The organism is uncultured Roseibium sp. (genome assembly GCF_947494555.1).
Classification (GTDB): domain Bacteria; phylum Pseudomonadota; class Alphaproteobacteria; order Rhizobiales; family Stappiaceae; genus Roseibium.
Window position 1 is genome coordinate 23,626 of the sequence record NZ_CANLVF010000002.1, and the last position, 17,543, is coordinate 41,168.

The 17,543-nt window shown below is 56.1% G+C and carries 16 protein-coding genes; 5 read left to right on the forward strand and 11 right to left on the reverse strand.

What is annotated here, in order from left to right:
• Positions 1-10: 10 nt before the first annotated feature.
• From xdhC to Q0915_RS08740, 8 genes are all read right to left on the reverse strand, one after another.
• On the reverse strand, positions 11-1,018 hold the full coding sequence (gene xdhC / locus Q0915_RS08705; protein ID WP_299470434.1) for a xanthine dehydrogenase accessory protein XdhC: 1,008 nt from the start codon (positions 1,016-1,018) through the stop codon (positions 11-13).
• Entirely contained in the window at positions 1,015-3,354 is a 2,340-nt protein-coding gene (xdhB, locus tag Q0915_RS08710) for a xanthine dehydrogenase molybdopterin binding subunit (RefSeq protein WP_299470436.1), read from the reverse strand. The genes xdhC and xdhB overlap by 4 nt, the downstream gene beginning before the upstream one ends.
• Positions 3,347-4,819: a xanthine dehydrogenase small subunit gene (gene xdhA / locus Q0915_RS08715; protein ID WP_299470438.1), complete on the reverse strand. Its 1,473-nt coding sequence runs from the start codon at positions 4,817-4,819 to the stop codon at positions 3,347-3,349. Before xdhA ends, xdhB begins: the two co-directional genes overlap by 8 nt.
• 3 nt (positions 4,820-4,822) lie before the next feature.
• A complete protein-coding gene (gene uraH / locus Q0915_RS08720; RefSeq protein ID WP_299470440.1) occupies positions 4,823-5,173 on the reverse strand; it encodes a hydroxyisourate hydrolase in 351 nt (116 codons plus the stop codon).
• A 90-nt stretch (positions 5,174-5,263) separates the two neighbouring features.
• Positions 5,264-6,229 (reverse strand): LysR family transcriptional regulator, encoded by a 966-nt coding sequence (locus tag Q0915_RS08725; RefSeq protein WP_299470442.1) that lies wholly within the window; start codon positions 6,227-6,229, stop codon positions 5,264-5,266.
• An 8-nt stretch (positions 6,230-6,237) separates the two neighbouring features.
• On the reverse strand, positions 6,238-7,215 hold the full coding sequence (locus Q0915_RS08730) for a quinone oxidoreductase (RefSeq protein ID WP_299470443.1): 978 nt from the start codon (positions 7,213-7,215) through the stop codon (positions 6,238-6,240).
• Positions 7,216-7,306: 91 nt separating this feature from the next.
• A complete protein-coding gene (locus Q0915_RS08735; protein ID WP_299470445.1) occupies positions 7,307-8,023 on the reverse strand; it encodes a CDP-alcohol phosphatidyltransferase family protein in 717 nt (238 codons plus the stop codon).
• A 180-nt stretch (positions 8,024-8,203) separates the two neighbouring features.
• Positions 8,204-9,121 (reverse strand): DUF2182 domain-containing protein, encoded by a 918-nt coding sequence (locus Q0915_RS08740; RefSeq protein ID WP_299470447.1) that lies wholly within the window; start codon positions 9,119-9,121, stop codon positions 8,204-8,206.
• Between the two features lie 204 nt (positions 9,122-9,325).
• On the opposite strand from Q0915_RS08740, the gene Q0915_RS08745 reads away from it, so the two are divergent.
• Entirely contained in the window at positions 9,326-10,525 is a 1,200-nt protein-coding gene (locus Q0915_RS08745; RefSeq protein WP_299470449.1) for a UbiH/UbiF family hydroxylase, read from the forward strand.
• A 33-nt stretch (positions 10,526-10,558) separates the two neighbouring features.
• Here the strand turns inward: Q0915_RS08745 and Q0915_RS08750 are convergent, their stop codons facing one another.
• Together Q0915_RS08750 and Q0915_RS08755 are read right to left on the reverse strand one after the other, a co-directional pair.
• A complete protein-coding gene (locus tag Q0915_RS08750; RefSeq protein ID WP_299470451.1) occupies positions 10,559-10,957 on the reverse strand; it encodes a DUF1801 domain-containing protein in 399 nt (132 codons plus the stop codon).
• A 28-nt stretch (positions 10,958-10,985) separates the two neighbouring features.
• A complete protein-coding gene (locus Q0915_RS08755; protein ID WP_299470453.1) occupies positions 10,986-11,939 on the reverse strand; it encodes an AEC family transporter in 954 nt (317 codons plus the stop codon).
• 224 nt (positions 11,940-12,163) lie between these two features.
• Here Q0915_RS08755 and Q0915_RS08760 point away from each other — a divergent pair, with 224 nt between their 5' ends.
• From Q0915_RS08760 to hspQ, 3 genes are all read left to right on the forward strand, one after another.
• Positions 12,164-13,129 (forward strand): lysophospholipid acyltransferase family protein, encoded by a 966-nt coding sequence (locus tag Q0915_RS08760; RefSeq protein ID WP_299470455.1) that lies wholly within the window; start codon positions 12,164-12,166, stop codon positions 13,127-13,129.
• Positions 13,130-13,223: 94 nt separating this feature from the next.
• On the forward strand, positions 13,224-14,264 hold the full coding sequence (locus Q0915_RS08765) for a CoA ester lyase (RefSeq protein WP_299470457.1): 1,041 nt from the start codon (positions 13,224-13,226) through the stop codon (positions 14,262-14,264).
• A gap of 102 nt (positions 14,265-14,366) precedes the next feature.
• Positions 14,367-14,690, forward strand: coding sequence for a heat shock protein HspQ (hspQ, locus tag Q0915_RS08770; protein ID WP_029065428.1), 324 nt, complete (start codon positions 14,367-14,369; stop codon positions 14,688-14,690).
• A 96-nt stretch (positions 14,691-14,786) separates the two neighbouring features.
• On the opposite strand, the gene Q0915_RS08775 is transcribed toward hspQ, so the two are convergent.
• A complete protein-coding gene (locus Q0915_RS08775) occupies positions 14,787-15,398 on the reverse strand; it encodes an invasion associated locus B family protein (protein ID WP_299470463.1) in 612 nt (203 codons plus the stop codon).
• A gap of 258 nt (positions 15,399-15,656) precedes the next feature.
• Here Q0915_RS08775 and Q0915_RS08780 point away from each other — a divergent pair, with 258 nt between their 5' ends.
• Positions 15,657-17,537, forward strand: a complete 1,881-nt coding sequence (locus Q0915_RS08780; protein ID WP_366525271.1) for an extracellular solute-binding protein — start codon at positions 15,657-15,659, stop codon at positions 17,535-17,537.
• The last annotated feature ends 6 nt before the right edge of the window (positions 17,538-17,543 follow it).

Here is a 17,543-nt window from a genome sequence, read left to right on the forward strand (position 1 = left end):
GAATGCCGCCTTATTGACCATGTGTTATCTTTTGTGCAAGCCCCGCATCTGCAGACGACCGTTGAAGAAGGGCTTCGTCATGCGCCAGCATTTCCACCGCGATACCTGCCGCGATGGCCGCCGGATGCTTTGATTTGACTGCTGAAGCCCCAATCGGGCAGATCATGTGCGCCAACAATGCGTTGTCTATTCCTCTTGCTTTCAAACGCCTCAAAAACCGTGCCCTCTTGGTTTTCGAGCCAATCACCCCGCAATAACCGAAGCTTTGATTCAGCAAGGCGCGTGCCATGATTTCTTCATCGAGCGCGTGCGAGTGCGTAATAACAACGACAAATGCCCCATCCGGCGCTTCATCCAGCATCGCAGCTGGTTTGTCGACACAGACTTTCGTGACATTCAAAGGTACCGGTCCGGGGAACTGATCAGGCCTGCTGTCTACCCACGTGATTTCAAACGGCAACGGTGCGAGTGCGAGCACGAGGGCTTTTCCCACATGCCCTGCGCCGAAGAGCATGAGATGCCGCTTTTCGTTGCCAAAGCGCTCGCAAAGAGTTGCTGTCCCAGCTTTCTCTTCCGAAATGGCGAAGGGGCTGTCAGGCACAGTTTCCAGGAGACGTCGTGGACCCAAGGACCCGCCCGAAATTTCCGCACATGTGCCAAACGAGGACTGGTTCGCCTCGGCCTCAGCAAGCTTCATCGCCGTTTCCAGCGAATTCCGGGTGAGGACCTCCATGGAGACCGATGCGCGACCGCCACAACACTGTCCGAGATCGGGACCGAGAGAAACAGTATGAAGAACGAAACTTTCTCGCTCTTTGCGCACCGCCTCCACGGCCATTCGGATTGCTTCAAACTCGAGCGTACCGCCTCCGATTGTGCCGTAAAACGCTCCGTCCTGGCGGACGACCATACGCGCACCGGCTTCGCGCGGTGTCGAGCCGTCGACGCGTGTAACCGTGACGAGGGCACAGGAGCCGCCTGTCTTCAAACAGTTGGTGATGTGACCCCAGACCTTCATGCGTGCACCTTTCTCCGGCGCATGTCCTGCACTGCCTTCATGATCGCCTCGGGCGTTGCCGGTGCATCAAGGTTCGGAACTTCTCCCGGCGCGATGCTTGCTACTGCATCGGTAATCGCGCAAAAGACCGAGTTTGCCAGCATGACGGGCGGTTCTCCCACAGCCTTCGAGCGATAGATGGTGTCTTGAGGATTGCCTTTGCTTTCATACAGCCGGACTGTGAAATCGGCCGGGATATCGGACGCGGTCGGGATCTTGTAGGTCGAGGGCGCATGAGTGCGCAGCCGTCCCTCGTCGTCCCAGACCAGCTCCTCGGTCGTCAACCAGCCCATACCCTGGACGAAACCGCCTTCGATCTGTCCAAGATCGATTGCCGGATTGAGAGAGTGTCCAACGTCGTGGAGAATGTCGACGCGGTCGACCAGCATCTCGCCGGTCATGGTGTCGATCGTGACTTCGGAACACGCGCCTCCGAAGGCGAAATAATAGAACGGCCGCCCCGACACGGTTTCGCGATCCCAGGTGATCCCGGGCGTGGCGAAATATCCTGCGTGCGACATCTGTATGCGGCCGGCATAGGCCTGCTTGGCGATTTCAGATAACGGGTAGTTCTTCTCGCCAATCAGAACCTTGTTGTCACCAAAGTGAATGACGTCAGCACCGCATTGGTGCTGCTCGCACAGGAAGGTAACAATACGCGACTTGATTTCCTGTGCCGCGCGTTTGGCAGCCATGGCGTTGAGGTCGGTTCCGGAAGACGCAGCCGTCGGACCGGTGTTTGGGACCTTCGACGTGTTCGTCGCGGTGATGATGACCTTGTCCATCGTGACGCCGAATTCTTCGGCAACGACCTGGGCGACCTTCTGATAGAGCCCCTGCCCCATTTCCGTTCCGCCATGGTTCAGATGAACCGACCCGTCGGTATAAAGATGGACCAAGGCGCCTGCCTGGTTCAGATGCTTCAATGTAAAGGAAATGCCGAACTTGACCGGCGTCAGTGCAAGGCCCTTCTTCAGGACCGCATTGGCATCGTTGAAAGCCGTTATCTCCTCGCGGCGCGTCCAGTAATCGCTCTCCCGCTCCAGTTTTGAGATGAGGTCATGCATGACCTCGTATTCTTCGACGGGCATGCCATAGGGCGTCATGTTCCGCTCGCCGTCGTAGAAATTCAGCTTGCGAATATCCAGGGGATCCTTGCCGAGACGAATGGCGATCGCATCGATCATCCGCTCTGCGGCCAACATGCCTTGCGGTCCGCCGAACCCCCGAAAGGCAGTATTCGAGCAAGTGTCTGTCCGCAAACGGCGTGAGCGGATCGACGCATCGGGATAAAAATAACTGGAATCGGCGTGAAACATTGTGCGGTCGTTCACACCCAGGGACAGGTCTGCCGAATAACCGCATCGCGCGAGGAACTCCATATCGACGGCGCGAATGCGGCCGGATACGTCATGGCCGACTTTCCAGTTGACCTTAAAATCATGACGCTTGCCCGTCATGATCATGTCGTCGTCCCGATCGAGGCGCAGCTTGCAGCACCGGCCCGTTTTCTGGGATGCGATCGCTGCAAGAGCCGCCCACTGGTTGGCCTGAGATTCCTTACCTCCGAAACCTCCGCCCATCCGGCGAACTTCCGCGGTGATCAAAGCATCGCTGACACCGAGCACTTTTGCGACCGTGTGCTGCACTTCGGTCGGGTGCTGTGTTGAGGAATAGACCAGCATCCCGCCGTCTTCCTGCGGCAGGGCCATGGCGACCTGCCCTTCGAGGTAGAAATGCTCCTGCCCGCCAATGAACATGGACCCGGACAAGACAGTCTCGGAGGCCTGGAGACCCGTTTCCGGGGAACCTCTCCTGAACTGGTAATCGGGCAGCACCGTTGTGTCGGCGGCCACCGCGTCATCGGGCGTCAGGATTGGCGTAATCGGCGCAATGTCCAATTTCGCCTTGAGCGCGGCCTTGCGGGCAATGTCCCGGGTTTCGGCAACAACCGCAAACACGACCTGTCCGAAAAAGAGAATTTCTTCTTCGGCCAGTACCGGGTCATCGCCAAAGGCGGAGGAACAATCGTTTATTCCTCTGATATCCGTGGCGGTAAGGACGGTGACAACTCCCGGTGTTGCCCGAACATCCGTGAGGTCAATGGACGAGAGCCGTCCACGCACAGCATGTCTTGCCCAACCGGGCGCGATGTGGAGCGTGCCAATCGGTTCCACAATATCGTCTATGTAAGTTGCTGCCCCGGAAACGTGTTTTTCCGCGCTGTCATGCGGCAGCGCCTTGCGAACGTGCTTCAGTGGTGCCGTGACTTTGTCCCGGTCAAGCGGCTCAGTCATTGTCCGCCCCCCGCCTTGCCGAAATCCTGATGTCGCCCGGTGCAGTTCCGCTGATTTCCATCAATGCCTTTGCGAGCAAGGCCCGTGCCGTCTCCATCCTGTAGTCAGCGCTGGCACGCATATCCGTGAGAGGTTCAAAGTCACTGAGAAGCGCCTGCATGGACGCGCCCCAGCTGGAAGGATCCTCAAGAAGGGCACCGGTGAGTGCACGCTCGGCATTGGGTGCGCGGGTCGGTGTTCCTGCCATGCCGCCAAAAGCGATCCGGGAGGCGACAATGGTGCCGTCTTCGATCGTGAACCGGAACGCGCCCATGACAGAAGAAATGTCCTGATCGAACCGCTTGGAGATCTTGTAGCATCGAAACGCCTGGTTACTCGACAACCGGGGCACAAAGAGGCCTGTCACGAATTCGCCTTCGTTCCTGTCCTGCCTGCCGTATTCGATGAAAAAGTCCTCCAGAGCAAGCGCCCGGGAGCCTTCAAGGGATTGCAGCTCGAGCGTCGCTCCAAGGGCGATCAAGGCCGGCGGCGTATCGCCGATTGGCGAGCCGTTTGCAATATTGCCGCCAACAGTACCTGAGGCGCGTACCTGCTTGGAACCGATCCTTTTCCAGAGTTCGCCGAGATCTTCGGAAATGCCGGTGACCGCTTTTTCAGTCGCAGCATAGGTTGCGATTGCCCCGATGAGGACGCCAGACGGACTGTCCTCTACCCTGTCCAGACCCTCAATGCGTCCGAGCCAGATCATTTTCGGCAGTTCGCGCAGGTGTTTTGTTATCCAAAGACCCACATCCGTGCCACCGGCGATGAGCGTTGCATCGGGATGCTGACCGTAAAGAGCAGCCAACCCGTCCAGTGTGGATGGTGCTGAAAAGAAGCTCGTCGCATCTCCGATGAATATGTCCCGGCTGTCAGCCAACATCTGAAGCGTTTCGCGCGTATCGTTTGCTCTCCAGGAAAAGGCATCATCCGTGGCCTCAAAGCAGACCTCGAGCGCGGCGTCCACGATCGGCCGATAGCCCGTACAACGGCAGAGATTTCCGGCAAGCCACTCCGTGACGTTCTTGTGCGTCTTGTCAGCGTCGGCTGCATGGTAGAGCGTAAAGAGCGTCATGATGAAACCCGGTGTGCAAAATCCGCATTGCGACCCGTGGAGGTCCACCATGGCTTTTTGAACAGGATGAAGCCGCTCGTCCTGCACAAGATCCTCAACCGTGACAATCTCCGCTCCGTCGATCATGCCAAGAAGCAGGATGCAGCTATTGACCGGCTGATAAACCAGTTGTCCGTTAACAAGGCGCCCCAGCGCTATCGTGCAGGCACCACAGTCGCCTTCACCGCATCCTTCCTTTGTTCCGGTTTCACGCCTGCGAAGGCGCAGATAGTCCAGCAGGGTTTCGGTGGGGCCGACATTTTCTAGTTCAATAATTTCGCCGCCCTTGAGGAAACGAATGGTGTCCCGCATCGTTCAGCTTCCCCTGTAAGTCGAGTAGCCGAATGGCGAAAGCAAAAGCGGGACGTGATAGTGTCCGTCCGGCTCCGCGATACCGAAGCGAATTGGAATTACATCCAGAAACAACGGCTTCGGCAGATCCTGTCCGGTCTTCTTCAAGTAGTCGCCGGCGTGAAACAGCAGTTCGAACTCCCCGGTTTCGAAGCGTTCTCCCTCCAGGATCGGACCATCGACACGTCCATCGGCATTGGTGACGTGAGACGAGACAAGCACTGGTGTGTCACCCTTTCGCCAGAGATCGATCTTCAATCCCATGGCGGGCTTGCCCAAGGCTGTGTCCAAAACGTGCGTTGTCAAACGCCCCATTGACTTTCTCCCTCTTGCGGCAAACCTCCGCAAAACTGTCACAAAATGTGCCTTAAAAAAGCGAGGAACCAAAGCGCTCATTTGAGACCTTTATGATGCCGAATTGGCATCAATCGTCTGCAGTTGGTCCTTCAAGGCGAGCACTGCGTGATCAAAAAACATTCCTGGCGCAAGTGCAAGCGCGCGCAAGGATGACGTTATCACACACAAACGGTCCGCTTGAAGCGGCGCATCGGTCAGCGGTTTGAATACGAGACCGCCGGAGGAAAGATCATCCTCGCACCCGATCAGCGTCTGGAACCCGATCACATCTTCTTCGCGTGCGAGAGCGCGCATCAACCGCAACGAATTGGCTTCCACATAGGTTCTTGATGCTCCCGGAATTCTGCTTCGGACAAGATCCAGACGTGTGCGCAGGGAAAGCCCCTCGGCGGGCAAAGCGACCGGATATTTCAGACAGTCCTGAAGGCTGAGGTTCTTTTCGCCTGCAAGCGGGTGTCCTGGTGTCATCAGCGCGCCGATAACCAGTTCATGCTGAAAAGCGACGGTGAGAGCAGAGTTTTCCGGTGGATCAAATGTGAAACCGACATCGGCTTCTGCGGCTTCAACCTTTCTTGCGGCTTCCTGCGACGATGACACGGAAACATTCACATGAATGCCGGGATACTGTTTGCGGAAACTTGTGATAACGGCCGGCAGCAGTTTTTCAGACACGCTTTCAACGCTTGCGATCGAGACCGATCCGCGCCGCAATCCCCGCAAGGCATCGAGCTCTGCAACGGTTCCCTCGAAGTCTGAAAATGTGCGGCGGACATGTGCGAGGAGCAACTCCCCGGCCTGTGACAGCCTGATACGGCGCCCGACACGGTCGAAAAGCTGTAGCCCGAGGGACTCTTCCAGCCACAGAATCTGGCGGTTGACAGCTGACGAGGCGACATTCAGTTCCCGCGAAGCGGCGCGGATGGAGCCGGCTTCCGCCGCTGCCAGGAAGTAACGCATCGCAGGACTGTAGAGATTGCGCGACAGGTCTTGTGCCCTGCCGGAAAGAATACCCATTCCAACGCCTATGGGATCAAAACGGTTGTGCCTGTGGTTTTTCTGCCTTCAAGATCCTCGTGCGCCTGGATCGCATCTGCCAGCCGGTATTCCTGGTTCACCTTCACCTTGACGATCCCTTTTTCGACGACGTCAAACAGCTCCGCTGCAGTGCGTTCAAGAGCGTCACGGGTCGCGATATACGTAAACAGTGTCGGCCGGGTTGCGAACAGCGAACCCTTTTGCGCGAGCAGTCCCAGATTGAAGTCACTGATCACCCCAGAAGACTGGCCGAAGCTGACCCACAAGCCGCGTGGTTTCAGACAGTCAAGCGATCCGGGATAAGTGTCCTTGCCGACGGAGTCATATACAACGTCGCATCCCCTGCCGTCGGTGATCTCCTTGACGCGATCTACGAAGTTCTCTGTCCGGTAGTTGATCATGTGCTGGAAGCCGTGAGCCTTTGCCAGCTCGATTTTGTCCTGCGAACCTGCAGTGCCGATGACAGTCGCGCCCAGATGGGCAGCCCACTGACCTGCGATAAGGCCGACGCCGCCGGCCGCCGCGTGAAACAGCAGGGTCGTGTCCGGCCCGACGGAATAGGTTTGCCGCAGCAGGTACTGGGCAGTCATGCCCTTGAGCATCATGCCGGCGGCGGTCTTGTCGTCGATTCCATCTGGCAACGCAACAAGACTGTCGGCCGAAATAATCCGCTCCTGTGCGTATGCGCCAATCGAACCGACATAGGCGACACGATCGCCCGGCCCGACATGTGTCACGCCATCACCGACGGACAGAACAATTCCAGCGCCTTCGTTTCCGGGTGAAAACGGTGTTCCGGCGGGCGCAGGATAAAGGCCCGATCGAAAATACGTATCGATGAAATTCAAACCGATCGCAGTGTGCCGTATCCGCGCCTCGCCCGGCCCAGGTTCGCCGACCTCGACATGTTCCCAACGCATGACGGCGGGTCCGCCCGTTTCATGTACGCGGATTGCCTGAACCATCTGAACCTCCAAGAGGCCTTGTGCCTCGTTTTTTCATTCGCCTGCAGGAACACTAATGATTTCAACGGGCGCGGAAAAGCTGTTTTGGAGGTCAGTCGACCCGGTCGATGAGTTGCTGGATGGCGGAGACGGAAAACAGATAAATGCTCGACGCCGTAAAGAGCAGGCCGGTGATCCCTTCAAGCTCCATGCCATTGATGATGGCGTAGCCGGCCAGTCCCATCCAGAGCAGCGTAACCGGGAGGGTTACGACGCGCCAGCGGCGGACGCGGACAGGGTGAACGAAACGGATAGGCGCAAACGTCAAGGCACAGCACAGGACAACAATTGCGATGGTGAAGGCTTGAGAGGGCGACAGGACCATGAGACCGAACACGACCATGTTCCATCCCGCCGGAAATCCCTTGAAGGAGCCGTCGGGTGTTTTCATGCCGTTGTCGGCAAAATAAAGAGCACCCGTGAAGACCACCAGACCACCGCAAATCCAATTCCAGGGCTGTGACAGCATCACGCTCCAGGACAGGGCAAATGCGGGAAGGAACACGTATGTTGCGTAGTCGATGACATAATCGAGCGAGGCACCAGACCAGCGCGGCAGGCGTTCGGCAATATTGAAGCGGCGTGCAAGCGGACCGTCGATGCCGTCGATAAAAAACGCCAGGCCCAGCCAGGCAAACATTTCAGCCCATTTGCCTTGAGCGCCGGCAAGAAGGGCAACAAGAGCAATCGGTGCACCGGACGCCGTCAGGACATGAATCAGAAATAGAGCGGGTTCAGGCGCTTCCTTGCCCGGGGTAATGTCCGTCACGGGGTATCCTCACAAAAGAGCAACACGGCGCACATCGCATTTGCGGCCTGTTTCAGGCGCCAACGCCTTCCCCAACTGACCACCATCTGCCGTGTCCGGGGAGTAATATTGCAATCGTATGACAGTGTGAACCGAAAAAACAGTCCTTGGCGTATTTCTGTCAGAAATCAGCGCTGCGTTTCAGACGTAAATGGCAATTGTCAGAAAAACGGCCCAGGCAATGAGAAAGATACCTATCGCAGGCGGAGCGATCCGGCTTGGGAACGCTTTTTCCAGCGCCATCACACACCCAAGAAGCGCGATCCATAGAATGTTCATCAGCCCGACCGCGAACATGACAGTCATCACGGCCCAGCAACAGCCCAAACATGCCCACCCCTGAACGATTCCCTCGCGATATCCGGCCAGAAGCCCCTGATGTTCACCGGAAGAAAACACCCAGCGTGGATACCAGCATCGCTCAAGACACGCTTTCTTGGCCGGTGTGAACTGGTAAATACCAGCTGCGAACAAGACGGATGTCGTCAAAGCCATGCTGGCCGGGGCCATCATATCATTCAGGCTTCCGGCTTTGGACAACATCCAATGAGCAAACGTGGCGACAACGGCGTAGCCCAGCCAGACGGTCAGGTACCCGAATACGGATGCGACACCTGCCAGCGCTACACTCTGCCGAACGTGTCCCAGTCGAACAAGACTGTCCTGATAGGCTCTGAACATCGGGAGCGCACCCGGCAACATCATTGCTGTCGACATCATGGCCCACATTGCGAAGATCTTTGCAATGTCGAGACTGTTCAAGGCTGGCGTCGGCATGCCGAAGGTTGCTCCTGCCGGGAGGCAAATCACGGCAAGTGCTGCCCGGGCGTCGTCCGACAGACCATTGAACAGATTGAACTGATTGAAGATCTGCATTCCGGGCCCGGCTGTCGCCATGTCCATCGATGGCACCATGGCTGCAACCATTGCGCCCAGATAGATCCATCCGGAAACACTCAACGCAAGCACGACAGTCAGAATAACAGGCCAGCTTGATTGACCGGCCGGTTTGCCGAATTTTTGCTCTTCTTCAGTGTTTTGCGTTGTGGCAGCTGACATTGATTGATGATTGCCGTGTCTGTGTCCGATCACCGTATTTGTATAGCGGAATTGAGCCGGACGGATTTGATCTTGCTCATGTCTGACGCACAATCAGGATCATACAGGTTCAGAATCAATTGTGCCTGCGTGGTTTCGTCTCGTTGAAGAATCCCTTCAGAAAGACATGTTTTAGTCAGGTCGCGAGCAGATCGGGTCAACACAATGTCAAAATCAAAAAAACCGGACATCCAGGATATCGTTGTTGTGGGAGGCGGTCCTTCGGGGCGCATTGCGGCATTGAAACTCGCTCAACTGGGGTTCAGCGTTACCCTGGTAGCGCCCGTTACCGGCCAGTCTGACGGGCGCACGACGGCGCTTTGGCAAAAATCGATTTCACTCCTGGAGGAAATTGGTGTCTGGGATGAGATTGCCGAGGACAGTGCCCGACTGAAAAAGATGCGGATGATCGACGACACTCGCCGGCTCTTCCGAGCGCCGGAAGTCGTGTTTGATTCAAACGAACTCGGATTGGAAGAATTTGGATTCAATATCTTAAACAGTTATCTTAATCAAAAGCTCGAAGAAAAGTGCGATGCTGAAACTGGTTTAACCTGCGTGAACGACAGCGCAAGTTCGGTGTCCTTTTCCGAGGATCACGTGGAAGTGGTTCCGGCATCCGGCACTCCCGTCAGGGCTCTATTGGCAGTTGCGGCTGACGGGCGCCGGTCTCTACTTCGCCAGGCCGCCGGTATCGAGGTTAAATCCTGGTCCTATCCGCAGGTAGCGGTCGTCCTGAATGTTGAGCACAGGCTTCCTCATTCGGATATTTCGACGGAGTTTCACACGCCCACCGGACCCTTCACGATAGTGCCCCTGCCCGGTAGAAAGAGCTCAATTGTCTGTGTCGAGACGGAAGACGGTGCGCAGCAGCTTCTTTCCATGGCATCGGATGAGCTTGCGCAAGAGCTTGAAAAGCGCTCTCATTCCATTCTTGGAACGTTCGAGATTGCATCCGACGTGCAGCATTTTCCTCTGTCCGGTTTGAATGCCCGCAGTCTCATCGGTCAAAGACTGGCTCTCATCGGTGAGACCGCGCACGTGTTCCCACCCATCGGTGCACAGGGGCTCAACCTGTCACTTCGTGATATCGATGATCTGGCAAGTGCGCTAAGGGCTGCCCGTGCTCGTGGTAGCGATATAGGTGGCCCGGCCGTTTTGCAGTCCTATGAAGATCGGCGGAAAAGCGATATCGCCTCGCGAACAAACGCGGTTGACGCGCTTAACAGGTCTCTGCTCACCTCGTTTTTACCTGCGCAGTTTGCACGTAGCGCCGGCATGTATCTGGCAGGCCGTATCGGTCCTCTCAGAAGACTGTTGATGCGCGAAGGCATGGCACCGCGCCTTGGGCTTCGACTTCCCTAGCGGTCATAGGAAATCTCCATTGCCGCGTTCTGGCTATCTGGAACGGTGGTAAGTGAACGCCATCGTGATCATTTGCCGGATTTCATCTTCCGGCAACGGATCTTCCGACTTGAAATGAACGCTTCTGTTACCGCCGAAACTGACGTCGGGAAAGAGCGCGCGCCAATGCGACACCAGAGATGTCTGACAGTGGACGAAAAGGACCACATCCCCCTCGCCCGACGTGTCGCGGTCAATCCGAACGGTCGTTCCGGTTTTCGGTTTCACGGTCAGGAAGCTCGGCTGACCCCATTTCAGTGTCTCTTCCACCTCGCCGATAGCGTCGTTGTGCTCAGCGACCTCCAGAATGAGGCGGCGTAGCTGCAGCAACCGGTCTTTGACCGGTTCGGGATGCTGGCTGATCGCCTCCAGAGTTGGTGTGTTTTCAGTCATTTTTGATACGTGGGCCACGCGCATAAACCTATCCGGTTGGCAATATGCCAGAGGTGATTGCCCAGATGAATGCCGTCACCGTGATTATCGAAACCGCTGTTCCAACAAGCACGAAACTCGATGCCCGCTGCACGTAGGTTCCGTATTGCTGCGCAATGACAAAGACGTTGGTCGCAGGCGGCAGGCAGGACATCAGAACGGCCGTTGCCACCCAGCTCGGGTCAAAGCCTCCGAGCCAAGACAAAAGCAGAAAGATCAGGATCGGGTGCAGCAGCAATTTCACCGACAGCACCAGCGGCAATTCGATTGGTATGCGGCCGATTGGACGGATCGCGATCGACACGCCCATCGCAAAGAGAGCGCAAGGCGCTGCGGCGTTGCTTAAGTAAAGCAGGAGAGTGTTAATTGCCTGCGGTGGCCGGAACTCGAACGCGGCCGCCGAGACACCGGCGATCGTTGCGAGGATGAAAGGGTGCGTGAAGATCTTGATGACGATCTGCTTGAGCGTTCCCAGGATCGTTTCGTTTTCCGTTCCGGCCAGGGCCATCAGCAGTGGCGCGAGAATGAACATGAGCGCGTTGTCGAAGGTCAGGATCAGTGCGGTCGGCACAGTCGCCTGTTCTCCCAGAACGGCAAGCGTCAGGCCAGGGCCCATATAGCCGACATTGGAGTATGCGCCGGCGATCCCCAAAATCGTCGATTCACCAATGCTGCCACGTGTCGCGACCACGCCGATGCAAAAAGAGATCGCGAATACGATGTAAGTCGTGAACGTTGTTGCGGCGATATAGGAGAAATTTGCCAGTTGCTCGAACGGTGTTTCCGAAAGGAGCCGGAAAAAAAGGGCCGGAAGCGCAAGATAGATGACGAAGAAATTCATCCAGGCAAGGCCCGCTTCGGGGATGTTTTTAATTTTCCCGGCACCGTAGCCCAGAAGAATGAGCCCGAAGAACGGCAGGGCCAGAGTGATTACGTCCAGCATTCAGATTCCGGGATTTAATGCGACAATCGGCATTGAAGCGTACTTTCAAAGAGGCTTGCATCTCGCTTTGAGCTTGGATATGGACGCCTCACAAGCGGATCGTAGTTTATCCCGCATTCCAATCAGGTCTGGACCGGCACCGCAAGGGTACAATTGGGTCGAGATGACCTGAAGTCGCCCGTTGTGTCTATCGGGCAAGCAAAAGCGAGAGTAATCGCAGCCAAATGTCTCGAAAGAAAAGACAAAGGAAACATCCTAAACGGTACGCGTTTCAAAACCGCATCGAGGGCATCGCTCTCAATCTCGCTATTTTTCTGTTTCGTCTCATCCCTGTTGATGCCGCATCCTTTTTGATGGGTAAAGGCTGGCGCCTGTTCGCGCCGCTCAATCCGCGCCACAAGCGTGCGTTGCGCCATCTTCAAGAGGCGTTCCCTTCGATGAGCGATGACGAACGGGAACAGATCGTTCGCGGCATGTGGGAAAATCTTGGCCGGGTTGCGGCGGAGACATTTCATATCGACCGGTTGCTGAAGCAGGACCACCGGTTTGAGGCCGTCGCGGATGATACAACAACGCAAGTGCTTGCCGGTGACCAGGCTTGCATTCTCGTGTCTTTCCACAGCGGTAACTGGGAATTATGTGTTCAGCCCGTCGTGAGCCGCGGCATAGACGTAACCGGTGTCTACCAGGCTCTGAGAAATCCGGAAGCCGACCAGGCGTTGAGGTCACTTCGACAAGATCTCTACCGAGGCGGCCTTTTGTCGAAAGGGCCCGAAACGGCACGAAAGATACTTGGAACTCTCAAGAGCGGCGGCGTGATCGCCATGATGGGGGATCTCCGGGAAGCGAGAGGCATTCAGGTGCCGTTTTTCGGCCAGATGGCCTACGCAAACACTGTCCCGGCGTCGCTGGCGCGGTCGTGCAACGTACCAATCGTTCTTGGGCGTGTTGTCCGGAAAAATGGTGTCACCTTTCACGTTGACGGCCGTGCGATCACAGTTCCCAAAACCGATGACCGGCAAGAGGATATCAGGTTCGCAACTGCGCAGATGCATGAGATCTTTGAAGGCTGGATCAGCGAGCACCCGGAGCAATGGATGTGGATCCACAAGAAGTGGGCGCCTCCCGGTAAAAGCCTGATCAAGCGACAAGAGGTGCGCGCGATCGGCGCTAAGTCGCTGAAAAACTGATCGCGTCTTCGGTTATCTTACCCTTTCGGGGGATTGTTGCAGCGCAGCACCGGCGCTATAGCTATTTTCCGATCAGGAGGAGGACCGCGGTTTCATGAAAACCCCAAGCGCATTTTACAAGCCGCTCGCAATTGGAGCGCCAGAGCCATTCCGGGACATCCCGGTCTCGCTTGAGCGCATGATACACTTTGTGCCGCCTCACGTAGAAAAGCTGCGTGCAAAGGTTCCGGACCTCGTTGAGAAGGTCGACGTGGTTCTCGGCAATCTGGAAGACGCCATTCCTGCAGATGCCAAATCCGATGCGCGCAACGGATTTATCCAGATGGCGCAGGACAACGACTTCGGTTCCACCGGTCTCTGGACACGGGTCAATTGCCTCAACAGCCCCTGGTTTCTCGATGATATCGTTGAGATTGTCGGGGAAGTCGGCGAGAAACTGGATGTTGTCATGCTGCCCAAGGTCGAAGGCGCATGGGATATTCACTATCTTGACCAGCTTCTTGCGCAGCTTGAAGCAAAGCACGGTTTGTCCAAACCGATCCTGATCCATGCCATTTTGGAAACTGCAGAGGGCGTCAAGAACGTAGAACAGATCGCAGCAGCGAGCCCCCGGATGCATGGCATGAGCCTTGGCCCCGCGGATCTGGCGGCTTCAAGAGGGATGAAGACGACCCGCGTCGGCGGAGGTCATCCAGACTATGCCGTTCTGTCCGATGCTGATGACAGCGGAGCGCGTGCGGCCTACCAGCAGGATCTCTGGCACTATACGGTTGGAAAAATGGTTGATGCGTGCCTTTCCTATGGCATCAAGCCGTTTTATGGCCCCTTCGGAGACTTCTCCGATCCTGCGGCATGTGAGAGCCAGTTCCGTAACGCATTCCTGATGGGGTGCCTCGGCGCCTGGTCGCTGCACCCAACTCAGATCGGGATAGCCAAAAAAGTCTTTTCGCCCGACGCCGGCGAAGTGGAATTTGCGCGCAAGATCCTTGAAGCCATGCCGGACGGTACCGGTGCAGTCATGATCGATGGCAAGATGCAGGATGACGCTACCTGGAAACAGGCCAAGGTCATTTTTGACCTGGCCAAGCTGGTCGCAAGCAAAGATGCGGATATGGCCGCAATTTATGGTTTTTAGAAATTCGCAAGGCCTCTTGTATAGTGTTTAATATTACAGCGCTTGCAAGCAGGCTGCCGACACGGTATCCCGGCATTGCATGCAGTAGGCGGACGAGTAACCATGCGAACGGCAAAATTTAGAATAGGTCAGGTCGTCCGGCACCGGATTTACCCCTTCCGGGGCGTGATTTTCGATGTCGACCCGACATTCAGCAACACGGAAGAGTGGTGGAACGCCATCCCTGAGGATGTGCGGCCTGTCCGTGACCAGCCTTTTTATCACCTCCTCGCCGAAAACGAGGAAACGGAATATGTTGCCTACGTGAGCGAGCAGAACCTAGAGCCGGATATGACTGGTGAACCTGTTCGTCATCCTCAGGTCGAAGAAATTTTCGAGGAACAGACGGACGGCTCCTATCTTCCGCGCAGTGTGGAAATACACTGACCTGGCGTATCAGGAACGCAGCTAAGAACAAACAAAAAGGCCGGAGCGTTTACTCCGGCCTTTTTGTTGTCCGCGTCATGGACGGAACACCTGTCGTTATTGGCTGGCCTTTTGAGCGTCAATCAGTTTCTGACGCGCTTCATCGGCCCTCTTCTGCAGTTCGCTCTGCAGCTCTTCCTGGCGCTTCTGCAGTTCGGAAATGTCCATAGGCTCGCCGTCATAGACCTTCGTGAACCCGATAAGGGTCATCTTGAAGACGATTTCCTTGGCCTGCTGGTTATACGGAGCCACCCGCATTTCGCCGCCCTGCTTCATCGCATTGATGAACGTATCGTCGATAGCCAGTTCAGCGTAACACGCGTTTGGCGCGCAGATGCTGTATTTCGCCTGAACCGGCTTGCTGTCATCGATCTGGATCCGCAGGCCTGGCTGGATCAGGACGCCGGTCGGGACGGCCACGAGCAACTTCTTGCGTGCTTCGCCCTCGGTTTCCTGTATCGCGATGTTACTCAGAAACTGGCCGGTATTGGTGCGCAGTTCAATCGAGATGAAGCAGATTTCTTTCTGCGTATTCGGATTGGTATTGCACGCTTTCGTCCATGGGCTTTTTTCTTCCTGGGCGAATGCGGGAGCAGCTGCGAAAGAAGACATGGCCAGGAACGCTGCCGTTGCGCAGCCAAACAATCCTCTTTTCAAAACACTCGTCATCGAAACGTCCTCAATCGTGCGATATGCGAATTCTTCGCGTTGTTCTGGGGCATTCCGGAAGCATCCGCAAGGCCCGTTTGAACATTAGATCCGTGAAATGCATGGTAAGACACCGAATTAGGGCAAGAGGGTGGCCGATTTGCAACGCAATCCTTCGGTTTGATTCAAATCTGTATATCTTTGTCTTTGTGTCTTGTTCGTGGCGCGCGCAAAGGAACCATGTGCTACCCTTATTGGCGAGAATCAAGGGAATCTCCGATGGTTGTTATGCGTCTCTTACAGATTGTGATGTCTGCTTTGGGTCAAGCGGACGGTCGGCGTGCAGCGCTTGCAGTGCCTCTGATGGGTGTGATGGTCCTGGCCGCGCCAGTCTGGGCGGCGGATGAAGACGTTCCGTGGACCCATGCCATTTCCATGCATGGCTCGCCCGCACTCGGTCCGGATGAGCCTTTTCCTTACGCAAATGCAAATGCTCCCAAGGGGGGAACGATTACGCTGGGAGTTCAAGGCACTTTCGACAGCATGAACTCCTTTATCGTGCAGGGTGGATGGACTTCGGCCAGAGGCATGCGGGAACGCGAGTTTGGAAACAACATCCTCGAGAGTCTGATGGTTCGCTCATATGCGGAGCCGTTTTCACTCTACGGATTGATCGCGCAGCGAGTCCGCATGCCGGAAAATCGTGAATGGATCGAATTTGAACTCAATCCGGATGCCAAGTTTTCCGACGGGTCTCCGGTTACGGTCGACGACATCGTGTTCTCGTTGGACATCATTCGCGACAAAGGGCGGCCGCCTTACCGGAACTGGTATGCAGCGATAAAGGAAAAGGAAGTTACCGCGCCCAATCGTCTCAAACTGACCTTCGAGAATGGCGACAACCGGGAACTGCCTCTCCTGATCGCGTTGGCGCCGATCTTTTCCAAGAAACACACCGATGCCGAGAATTTTGACAAGTCATCGCTGACGCCACCGGTCGGGTCGGGTCCCTACACTTTCAAGACAGTTCAGCCGGGACGGCTTGTTGTCTACGAGAAGAACCCGGACTACTGGGCGAAAGATCTGCCGGTCAAAGCGGGCTTCGACAATTTCGATGAGATCCGGATCGAATATTTCCGTGATGAGACCACGCTGCAGGAGGCATTCCGTAAAGGGCTCGTCAAAGCTATGCAGTTTCGCGATCCCGCCCGTTGGGCGACGGGTTTCGACTTTCCAGCCGCAGAGAGCGGCAAAGTCGTCCAGTTGAGCATTCCGCGCGGTGTTCCTGCTCCCATGCAGGGCATTGCTTTCAATACAAGGCGCGAACAGTTTTCCGATGTCCGCGTGCGTAAAGCTCTGCGGATGCTGTTCGACTTCAACTGGGTGAACCGCAATCTCTATTACGACCTGTTCACTCGGACGGCAGGGTATTGGGACAACTCCGAACTTTCGTCTATCGGGCGTCCAGCGAGCGAGCGAGAAAAAGAACTTCTCGCCCCATTCCCCGATGCGGTCGATCCGGAGGTCATGGCTGGTACATGGCGGCCAGCGGACGCGGACGGATCCGGCAGGGATCGCAAAGTTCTGCGTGCAGCCCTGGCACAGCTAAAGGAAGCTGGCTACGCATTGAACGAGCGCAAGCTGGTAAACGAAGCAACGGGTCAACAGCTGGCGTTCGAGATCCTTGCAAAAAATGAAGACGAGGAAAAACTCGCACTGGCCTATATCCGAACGGTTGAGCTGCTCGGTATTGCGGTCAACGTGCGCAGTGTCGACCCGACACAATTTGAAGACCGCCGCACCAAGCGAGAGTTCGATATGGTGTTCAACACCTGGTACGCATCGCTTTCTCCAGGAGCGGAACAATATGGGCGCTGGAGCACAAAAGCTGCGGATTCCGAGGGCTCATTCAATTTTGTAGGTGCTAGGGAACCGGCGATCGATGCGCTAATTGACGCTATCGTCGGAGCGCGCAGCAGGGAAGAATTCGTCGACGCGGTAAGGGCTTTCGACAGGGTGCTGATTTCCGGAACCTATGCCGTTCCACTCTATCATGTATCAGACGATTGGGTTGCGCACTGGCAGGACGTGGTGCCTCCCGAACATCATTCTCTTTACGGGCATGAATTTGACACCTGGTGGTCGTCAGCCACGCAATGATCGGAC

Bases quoted from the DNA above. Each gene is read 5' to 3' on its own strand.
- uraH (WP_299470440.1), bottom strand. From the start codon at position 5,173: ATGGGGCGTTTGACAACGCACGTTTTGGACACAGCCTTGGGCAAGCCC.
- Q0915_RS08730 (WP_299470443.1), bottom strand. From the start codon at position 7,215: ATGGTTCAGGCAATCCGCGTACATGAAACGGGCGGACCCGCCGTCATG.
- xdhA (WP_299470438.1), bottom strand. From the start codon at position 4,819: ATGCGGGACACCATTCGTTTCCTCAAGGGCGGCGAAATTATTGAACTA.
- xdhC (WP_299470434.1), bottom strand. From the start codon at position 1,018: ATGAAGGTCTGGGGTCACATCACCAACTGTTTGAAGACAGGCGGCTCC.
- Q0915_RS08780 (WP_366525271.1), top strand. From the start codon at position 15,657: ATGGTTGTTATGCGTCTCTTACAGATTGTGATGTCTGCTTTGGGTCAA.
- Q0915_RS08775 (WP_299470463.1), bottom strand. From the start codon at position 15,398: ATGACGAGTGTTTTGAAAAGAGGATTGTTTGGCTGCGCAACGGCAGCG.
- Q0915_RS08750 (WP_299470451.1), bottom strand. From the start codon at position 10,957: ATGACTGAAAACACACCAACTCTGGAGGCGATCAGCCAGCATCCCGAA.
- hspQ (WP_029065428.1), top strand. From the start codon at position 14,367: ATGCGAACGGCAAAATTTAGAATAGGTCAGGTCGTCCGGCACCGGATT.
- Q0915_RS08760 (WP_299470455.1), top strand. From the start codon at position 12,164: ATGTCTCGAAAGAAAAGACAAAGGAAACATCCTAAACGGTACGCGTTT.
- Q0915_RS08755 (WP_299470453.1), bottom strand. From the start codon at position 11,939: ATGCTGGACGTAATCACTCTGGCCCTGCCGTTCTTCGGGCTCATTCTT.
- xdhB (WP_299470436.1), bottom strand. From the start codon at position 3,354: ATGACTGAGCCGCTTGACCGGGACAAAGTCACGGCACCACTGAAGCAC.
- Q0915_RS08765 (WP_299470457.1), top strand. From the start codon at position 13,224: ATGAAAACCCCAAGCGCATTTTACAAGCCGCTCGCAATTGGAGCGCCA.
- Q0915_RS08740 (WP_299470447.1), bottom strand. From the start codon at position 9,121: ATGTCAGCTGCCACAACGCAAAACACTGAAGAAGAGCAAAAATTCGGC.
- Q0915_RS08745 (WP_299470449.1), top strand. From the start codon at position 9,326: ATGTCAAAATCAAAAAAACCGGACATCCAGGATATCGTTGTTGTGGGA.
- Q0915_RS08725 (WP_299470442.1), bottom strand. From the start codon at position 6,229: ATGGGTATTCTTTCCGGCAGGGCACAAGACCTGTCGCGCAATCTCTAC.